General features: G+C 70.6%; 7 protein-coding genes. 6 read left to right on the forward strand and 1 reads right to left on the reverse strand.

Annotation, left to right across the window (positions count from 1 at the left end; translation table 11 throughout):
- Positions 1–333 precede the first annotated feature (333 nt).
- From FD715_RS21975 to FD715_RS21985, 3 genes are read left to right on the forward strand one after another with little or no spacing between them, the layout of a single operon-like run.
- Positions 334–1,470, forward strand: a complete 1,137-nt coding sequence (locus FD715_RS21975) for a bifunctional 2-C-methyl-D-erythritol 4-phosphate cytidylyltransferase/2-C-methyl-D-erythritol 2,4-cyclodiphosphate synthase (RefSeq protein WP_147115297.1) — start codon at positions 334–336, stop codon at positions 1,468–1,470.
- Entirely contained in the window at positions 1,467–1,964 is a 498-nt protein-coding gene (locus FD715_RS21980; RefSeq protein ID WP_147115301.1) for a phosphatidylglycerophosphatase A, read from the forward strand. The genes FD715_RS21975 and FD715_RS21980 overlap by 4 nt, the downstream gene beginning before the upstream one ends.
- 1 nt (position 1,965) lies before the next feature.
- Positions 1,966–2,433, forward strand: coding sequence for a CinA family protein (locus tag FD715_RS21985; protein WP_147115304.1), 468 nt, complete (start codon positions 1,966–1,968; stop codon positions 2,431–2,433).
- Here FD715_RS21985 and FD715_RS21990 read toward each other — a convergent pair.
- Positions 2,430–2,894 carry a type II toxin-antitoxin system RatA family toxin gene (locus FD715_RS21990; RefSeq protein WP_147115317.1) on the reverse strand — a complete coding sequence of 155 codons (465 nt, stop codon included), beginning with the start codon at positions 2,892–2,894 and terminating at the stop codon, positions 2,430–2,432. The two genes, FD715_RS21985 and FD715_RS21990, sit on opposite strands and share 4 nt — an antisense overlap.
- Before the next feature lie 98 nt (positions 2,895–2,992).
- Between FD715_RS21990 and FD715_RS21995 the strand changes: the two genes are divergently transcribed.
- The 3 genes from FD715_RS21995 to FD715_RS22005 form a co-directional block, all read left to right on the forward strand.
- On the forward strand, positions 2,993–3,175 hold the full coding sequence (locus FD715_RS21995) for a hypothetical protein (protein WP_147115306.1): 183 nt from the start codon (positions 2,993–2,995) through the stop codon (positions 3,173–3,175).
- A gap of 90 nt (positions 3,176–3,265) precedes the next feature.
- On the forward strand, positions 3,266–3,736 hold the full coding sequence (locus FD715_RS22000) for a cytochrome c (protein WP_147115309.1): 471 nt from the start codon (positions 3,266–3,268) through the stop codon (positions 3,734–3,736).
- 293 nt (positions 3,737–4,029) lie between these two features.
- Positions 4,030–4,435 (forward strand): cytochrome c (locus FD715_RS22005; protein WP_147115312.1); only part of this gene is annotated, 406 nt, incomplete at its 3' end.

The raw sequence follows: 4,435 nt of genomic DNA on the forward strand, positions 1-4,435 counted from the left end.
CGAGACCACCCAGCCCGCGCCGAAGCCCGCCACGAGCCGCCGGAACGGCAAATCTGTGATGCCCGCCAGCGGCGCCAGCGCCACCGGCGAGGACAGCGACACGCCGGGCGCGAGATCGATGGGGGGGAACTGCGATGTGCTCATTGCCGAAAACCTGTGCGTCACGGCCCGATCTATGGCGGCCGGAGGGGTGTCTCAATCGCTGCGGGTGCGGATCTGCCTCAGCTTACCGCATCTGCACAAAAAATGGGCGTTGGATCGGGCCGAGGATCGGAATTGCGTCAGCCCGCGGCAGCCCCTACACAACCGCGACCGCCGCGTGAAGGAAGTTCGATGCCCGAGACCGTCGCCACCGTGATCGTCGCCGCCGGGCGCGGCCTGCGCGCGGGCGGCGGCGTGCCGAAGCAGTGGCGCGACCTAGCCGGCCGGCCGGTCCTGGCGCGCACGCTCGACGCCTTCGCCGGTCTCGGCCCGGTCTGCATCGTCCTCCACCCGGACGACATCGGCCGTGCGCCCGAGATCGAGGCGCGCGCCGAGATCGTCGTGCCCGGCGGCACCGACCGCGCCGCCAGTGTGCGGGCCGGGCTTGAGGCGCTGGTGGCAGATTCGCCCGGCAAGGTGTTGATTCACGACGCCGCTCGCCCCCTTGTCACGCCCGAGACCATCGAAGCGGTGATCGCCGCGCTCGACCACGGCCCCGCCGCCGCACCGGGCCTCGCCATCACCGATGCGCTGTGGCGGGTCGAGGGCGGCCATGTCGGCGGTACCGTCCCGCGCGAGGGGCTGGTCCGCGCCCAGACGCCGCAGGGCTTTCGCTTCGACTCGATCCTCGCCGCGCATCGGCGCTATGAGGGTCCCAGCGCCGCCGACGACGTGGCCGTGGCCCAAGCGGCGGGGCTGGACGTGACGCTTGTGCCGGGCCACGAGGACAACATGAAGATCACCGGCCCCGGCGATTTCGCCCGCGCCGCGAAGATATTGGGGACCGCAATGGATGTGAGAACGGGCAACGGCTTCGACGTGCACGCCTTCGGGCCGGGCGACCATGTCTGGCTCTGCGGCGTGCAGGTCGAGCATGACCGGGGCCTCGTTGGCCATTCCGACGCCGATGTCGGCATGCATGCCTTGACCGACGCGATCTATGGCGCGCTTGCGCATGGCGACATCGGCCAGCACTTCCCGCCCTCCGACCCCGAGTGGAAGGGCGCGCGCTCCGAGGTGTTCCTCGCCCATGCCGCCGATCTCGCCCGGGTCGAGGGCTTCGCCGTCACCCATTGTGACGTCACGCTGATCTGCGAGCGCCCGAAGATCGGCCCGCACGCGCAGGCCATGCGCGAGGAGCTGTCGCGGATCATGCAGATCGAACCCGCCCGGGTCAGCGTCAAGGCCACCACCTCCGAGCGGCTCGGCTTCGCAGGGCGCGAGGAAGGCATCGCCGCCATCGCCACCGCGACGCTGGTGAAGTCGTGAACCGGCTGATCGCGACCTTCTTCTACAGCGGGCTGATCCGCCCCGCCCCTGGCACATGGGGCTCGCTCGCGGCCCTCGTCGTGGCGCTGCCGCTCTACTGGATCGGCGGGCCGTGGCTGGTGGTGGCGGCGATCGCCGTGGCCTACGCCGCCGGCCACCGCGCCGCCGAGGCCGAGGCGCGCGACAGCGGCGATCACGACCCCTCGCATGTGGTGATCGACGAGGCGGTCGGCCAGTGGATCGCTCTGTTGCCTGTGCTGTTCGGCGCGGCGCGGGTCGGCGCGCCGGTGCTCGACCTCTGGCCCGGCTGGGTCGCGGCCTTCGTGCTGTTCCGGCTGTTCGACATCACCAAGCCCTGGATCGTCGGCCGCTTCGACCGGCGCGGCGACACCACGGGGCTGATGATGGACGACGTCGCTGCCGGATTCCTCGCCGCGATCGGCGTGGTGCTGCTCGCGGTGGTAGCGCATGGCGTGATGATGTTGGGGGGCTGAGATGGGCGACGCGGCAAGGCTGGTGACCGAGGCGCAGGCGCGCGGGCTGAAGCTCGCCACCGCCGAGAGCTGCACCGGCGGCATGGTGGCTAGCGCGATCACCGAGGTGCCGGGCGCGTCCAAGGTCTTCGACTGGGGCGTGGTCACCTATGCCAACGGCGCCAAGACCGACCTGCTGGGGGTTCGCCTCGGGACGCTCGACGCCCATGGCGCGGTCAGCGAGGAGGTGGCGCGCGAGATGGCCGAGGGCGCGCGCGCCCGCTCCGGCGCCGATCTCGCCGTCTCGATCACCGGCATCGCCGGGCCTGGCGGCTCAGAGCACAAGCCCGAGGGGCGGGTCTGCTTCGGCCTCGCCATGGCCGAGGGCTGCCGCACCGAGACGGTGGAGTTCGGCGCGCGCGGCCGCGACACCGTGCGGGCGCTGTCGCGCGACCACGCCATCGCGCTGTTGATCTCGGCGCTGGGCTAGCGCGGCTTGGAGCCCGGCGCGTCGTAAAGCTCGTGCGCCCGGCGCTCGAAGGCCCGCACCACCCGTTGCATCGCCTCGTTGAAGAACAGCCCCGCCGCGCCCTGCAGGATGCGGTTGCGGAACTCGAAATCGACGTCGAAATGCACCTCCGAGCCGCCCTCGACCTCGCGGAAGGTCCAGTTGCTCTCGAGGTAGTGGAACGGGCCGTCGATGTACTCGGTATGGATGCGGTTCTGCTCGGACCAGAGCGTCACCCGGCTGCCGAAGCGCTCGCGGAACACCTTGAAGGAGATGACGAGGTCGGCGAGCATCACCTCGTGGTCGCCCTGCTCCGTCACCGAGCGCACGCGCGCGGCGGCGGTCCATGGCAGGAATTTCGGGTAGTTGCCGACATCGGCGACGAGGTCGTACATCTGCTGGGCGCTGTAGGGCAGCGTGCGGGTCTCTGAATGGCTCGGCATCTCGTCGCTTTCCTTGGTCCGGCCCATCATGTCGTCCGCCCGGGCGGCGAGATCAACCCCGCGGCGACCTCGCGCCGCGCCCCGCCGGGAGAACCACCATGCCGGTCCACTGGCTGCTGCGGCTCGCGCACTGGGTCCGCCACCCGCCCTCGCCGGGGCGGATGAAGCTGATCCTCGCGGTGATCGCCGCCTGCATTCTGCTCGGCGCGATCGAATGGCTTTGGGGCTGGCCCGAGGCGCTGACCGTGGAGCGGACCGGCCGGCTGCCGGTGCTGCGCTGACGCACCATTGCCCCGCGCGCGGGCGGTAGACCTGCAACCCGATGACGTTACGGTCGGGCCGGACCCACCCGCAGCAGGGAGCGCGTATCCATGAACCGGACCATCCGACCGACCGTTGCGGGCCTCGGCCTGTCGCTCTGCGCCACTTTCGCCGCCGCGCAGGGCTTCACGCCAGAGATGGCGCAGGAAACCCGCGAGCGGCACATGCACGTCATGGCCGCCCATCTCGGGCTGATCGGCGCCATGGCCAAGGGCGAGGCCGAGTACGATGCGGGCGTGGCCCGCTCCGCCGCCGAGGCGATCTCGGCGCTGGCCGAGACCTCGGGTACGCTCTACTGGGTGCGCGGCTCGTCGAGCGAGGATCTCGAGGACAGCCGCGCCCTGCCCGCGCTCTGGCAGGACATGGAGAGTTTCGACACCTACCACGAGGATCTCGTGGCCGCTGCCGCCGGGATGGAGAGCGCCGCCGGCACCGATCTCGCGGCGCTGCGCGCCGCGATGGGCCCGCTCGGCAAGGTCTGTAGCACCTGCCACGAGGATTTCCGCAAGCCCGAGGAATGATGCGCCGGGCCGCGGCGGCGGGGCTCGCGGTCGTCGTGCTGGGCGCTGACCGTGGAGCCGAGCGGCTGGCTGCCGGTGCTGCGCTGACCCGCCGATCCCGATGCGGTCCGGGATGGAACCGCCACCGCCGTTTCGTCGAGCGCCATGGCCCGTCTCGCATGGCCGCGAAGCGGATGTGCAGCGCCGCACCGATCCCGTGCCACGGCGAGCGAAAAGGAATTCGTGCAATTCCGAGTGGTTCGGATATAGTTGCCGCTACGTAAATATCCGTTTTCGTTACTGGGAGTGACGTCATGTTCCGATCCACCCGCCTCATGTTCGCCGGCTTCGGCCTTGCCGCAGTCGCCTCCATGGCAATGGCCCAACAGGTCGAGCCCGAGCGCGCCCACAATCTGCGCAACGGCCACATGCACCTGCTGGGGCTCAACATCGGCGTGCTCGGCGCCATGGCCAAGGGCGAGCAGGAGTACGACGCCGACGCCGCGGCCGCGGCCGCGGCCAACATCGCGGCACTGGCCTCGATCGACCAGCGGCTCTACTGGCCCGAGGGTTCGTCGAGCGAGGATCTCGAGGACAGCCGCGCCCTGCCGGCGATCTGGGAGAACATGGACGACTTCACGGCGCAGAACGAGGATCTGCACGAGGCGGCGATGACCATGGAAGGCGCGGCCGGCACCGATCTGGCCTCGCTCCAGGGTG

Origin of the sequence: Tateyamaria sp. syn59 (assembly GCF_007995245.1) — a bacterium.
Taxonomy (GTDB): Bacteria; Pseudomonadota; Alphaproteobacteria; order Rhodobacterales; family Rhodobacteraceae; genus Tateyamaria.

Coding starts and splice junctions, on each gene's coding strand:
- FD715_RS22000 (WP_147115309.1), top strand. CDS start 3,266: ATGAACCGGACCATCCGACCGACCGTTGCGGGCCTCGGCCTGTCGCTC.
- FD715_RS21975 (WP_147115297.1), top strand. CDS start 334: ATGCCCGAGACCGTCGCCACCGTGATCGTCGCCGCCGGGCGCGGCCTG.
- FD715_RS21995 (WP_147115306.1), top strand. CDS start 2,993: ATGCCGGTCCACTGGCTGCTGCGGCTCGCGCACTGGGTCCGCCACCCG.
- FD715_RS21985 (WP_147115304.1), top strand. CDS start 1,966: ATGGGCGACGCGGCAAGGCTGGTGACCGAGGCGCAGGCGCGCGGGCTG.
- FD715_RS21990 (WP_147115317.1), bottom strand. CDS start 2,894: ATGCCGAGCCATTCAGAGACCCGCACGCTGCCCTACAGCGCCCAGCAG.